The 2,807-nt window shown below is 64.6% G+C and carries 4 protein-coding genes and 1 pseudogene; all 5 read right to left on the bottom strand.

The window, feature by feature from the left end:
• A partial coding sequence (gene arsH / locus PHQ87_RS15675; RefSeq protein WP_300236444.1) for an arsenical resistance protein ArsH occupies window positions 1-623 on the bottom strand: 623 nt, incomplete at its 3' end.
• On the bottom strand, window positions 616-1,038 hold the full coding sequence (arsC, locus tag PHQ87_RS15680) for an arsenate reductase (glutaredoxin) (RefSeq protein ID WP_300236447.1): 423 nt from the start codon (window positions 1,036-1,038) through the stop codon (window positions 616-618). The genes arsH and arsC, both read right to left, overlap by 8 nt.
• Before the next feature lie 13 nt (window positions 1,039-1,051).
• Window positions 1,052-2,137 carry an ACR3 family arsenite efflux transporter gene (arsB, locus tag PHQ87_RS15685; protein ID WP_300236450.1) on the bottom strand — a complete coding sequence of 362 codons (1,086 nt, stop codon included), beginning with the start codon at window positions 2,135-2,137 and terminating at the stop codon, window positions 1,052-1,054.
• A gap of 7 nt (window positions 2,138-2,144) precedes the next feature.
• Window positions 2,145-2,642, bottom strand: coding sequence for an arsenate reductase ArsC (locus tag PHQ87_RS15690; RefSeq protein ID WP_300236453.1), 498 nt, complete (start codon window positions 2,640-2,642; stop codon window positions 2,145-2,147).
• Between the two features lie 4 nt (window positions 2,643-2,646).
• A pseudogene (locus tag PHQ87_RS15695) lies at window positions 2,647-2,807 on the bottom strand (transcriptional regulator); the annotation flags it as partial.

Consider the following 2,807-nt stretch of genomic DNA (forward strand, 5'->3'; position numbering starts at 1 on the left):
AGCGTGAACTTCATCAACTCTTCCATCACGTCCACGATGCGGTCGTAATAGGCCGAAGGCTTCATGCGCCCGGCGTCGTCGAATTCCTGCCATGCCTTGGCAACCGAGGACTGGTTGGGGATGGTCAGCATGCGCATCCAGCGCCCCAGCACGCGCATCTGGTTCACGGCGTTGAAGGACTGCGAGCCGCCCGAGACCTGCATCACCGCCAGCGTCTTGCCCTGAGTCGGGCGCACCGCGCCGACCGACAGCGGAATCCAGTCGATCTGGGTTTTCATGAGGCCGGTCATCGCGCCGTGGCGCTCGGGCGAGCACCACACCATGCCTTCGGCCCATTGTGTGAGCGCATGCAGTTCCTGGACCTTGGGATGATCGCCCGGGGCATCGTCCACCAGCGGCAGGCCCGAGGGATTGAACATCCGCGTCTCGCCGCCGAGCGCGCGCAGGATGCGCGCCGCTTCCTCGGCGGCCAGGCGGCTGTACGAGCGCTCCCGCAACGAGCCATAGAGCAGCAGAAAGCGCGGCGCATGGCTGGCGCGTTCGGGCGTCAGCAGCCGCGCCGCATCCGGTTCTTGAAACAGCGTCGTGTCGATATTGGGTAGATCAAGGCGCGCTTCAGACACGGCGGCCTTCCGCGTCGATCACCGGCTCGCCGTCTTCCTTGTTGAACGCGCCGCGCTGCGGCTGCGGCAGGATGTCCAGCACTGCTTCCGACGGCCGGCACAGTCGCGTGCCCAGCGGCGTGACCACAATGGGTCGGTTGATGAGGATGGGGTGTTGCGCGATGAAATCGAGCAACTGGTCATCCGTCCATTTCGGATCGTCCAGGCCGAGTTCTGCATAGGGGGTGCCTTTTTCGCGCAGCACGTCGCGCACGCTCAGGCCCGCATCGGCCAGCAGCTTGACCAGCGTGGCGCGATCGGGTGGCGTCTTCAGGTACTCGATGACCGAGGGTTCTTCGCCGCTGTTGCGGATCAGGCCGAGCGTGTTGCGCGACGTGCCGCAGGCGGGGTTGTGATAGATCGTGATGGTGCTCATGGGCGTGTCGTGGTTATCGGGTTGATGGGTTCTGGTCGCCTTCGTACCAGTCACGAGACCGGTTGACGACACGCACGACCAGCAGCATGACGGGCACTTCGATCAGCACGCCGACCACGGTTGCCAGCGCCGCGCCAGACTGGAAACCAAACAGGCTGATGGCTGCGGCCACTGCCAGCTCAAAGAAGTTGCTCGCGCCAATCAGTGCCGAGGGACAGGCGATGTTGTGCTTCTCGCCCACCTTGCGATTGAGCCAGTAGGCCAGCCCGGAGTTGAAGAAAACCTGGATGAGGATCGGCACGGCCAGCATGGCGATGACCAGCGGCTGCTGCAGGATGGCCTGGCCTTGGAAGGCGAACAACAGCACCAGCGTGAGCAGCAGCGCCGCGATGGACAGTGGGCCGATGCGCTCCAGGGCGCGATCGAACGCGGCCTGGCCTCGCCGCAGCAAGGCGCGACGCCAGACCTGCGCGAGGATGACGGGGATGACGATGTAGAGCGCCACCGACACCAGCAGCGTATCCCAGGGCACGGTGATGGCCGACAGGCCCAGCAGCAGGCCTACGATGGGGGCAAAGGCGAACACCATGATTGTGTCGTTCAGCGCCACCTGGGACAGCGTGAACACCGGATCGCCGCCCGTGAGCCGGCTCCAGACGAAGACCATGGCCGTGCAGGGCGCGGCGGCCAGCAGGATCAGGCCGGCGACATAGCTGTCGAGCTGGTCGGCGGGCAGCGCATCGGCGAAGACGTGGCGGATGAAGATCCACGCCAGCAGCGCCATTGAGAACGGCTTGACCGCCCAATTGATGAACAGCGTGACGCCGATGCCACGCCAGTGCTGCTTGACCTGACCCAGAGCACCGAAGTCCACCTTGAGCAGCATCGGAATGATCATGACCCAGATCAGCAGGCCCACCGGCAGGTTGACCTGAGCGATCTCCATGCGCCCTACGGCCTGGAAGATGCCGGGCGCGAACTGGCCCAGCGCGATGCCGACAACGATGCACAGGAAAACCCACACCGTCAGATAGCGCTCGAACACGCTCATGGTCAGGGCGGCCGGCATGGAGCGGGCTGTTTCAGTCGCTGCGGTCATGGGCGCCTCACTGCTTGCCGATGTCGCGCAGTTCACGCTGCAAGGACATGGCGTCCAGGCGCTGCAGCGGCAGCGACAGGAACAGCTCGATGCGGCGGCGCAGGGTCAATGCGGCGTCCTTGAAGGCCTTGATTTGTTGCTCTTCCGAGCCTTCGACCGCTGCGGGATCGGGCACACCCCAATGCGCCGATACAGGCTTGCCTGGCCAGAGCGGGCACGCCTCGCCGGCGGCGTTGTCGCAGACGGTGAAGATGAAATCGAATACCGGAGCGCCTGGTGCCACGAACTCGTCCCAGCTCTTGCTGCGGTAGCCTGCCGTCGGCATGTGCAGCCGCTCCAGTGTAGCGAGTGCCAGCGGATGCACCTCTCCCTTGGGGTGGCTGCCAGCCGAGTACGCGTGAAAGCGTCCCTTGCCCAGTTCGTTGAGGATGCCTTCGGCGAGGATCGAACGGGCCGAGTTGCCCGTGCAGATGAACAGTGCGTTGTAGGTAGTGTCGGTGGTCATGGCATCAGCAGTCGCAGTGGGAGGATTCGGTGACCTCACACACGCCGCCCTGGCAGCAGTGCTCGGTCAGGTAGCCGAGCAGTCCGTTCATCTGGGAAAAGTCGGCGCGATAGATGAGGTTGCGGCCCTGCTGCTCGATGGTGACGAGGCCGGCATGGGCCAACT

This window comes from Hydrogenophaga sp. (assembly GCF_028698005.1).
In the GTDB taxonomy this organism is placed as follows: Bacteria; Pseudomonadota; Gammaproteobacteria; order Burkholderiales; family Burkholderiaceae_C; genus Hydrogenophaga.

Excerpts from the sequence above, each read along its gene's own strand:
- arsC (WP_300236447.1), bottom strand. The coding sequence starts at position 1,038 with ATGAGCACCATCACGATCTATCACAACCCCGCCTGCGGCACGTCGCGC.
- arsB (WP_300236450.1), bottom strand. The coding sequence starts at position 2,137 with ATGACCGCAGCGACTGAAACAGCCCGCTCCATGCCGGCCGCCCTGACC.
- PHQ87_RS15690 (WP_300236453.1), bottom strand. The coding sequence starts at position 2,642 with ATGACCACCGACACTACCTACAACGCACTGTTCATCTGCACGGGCAAC.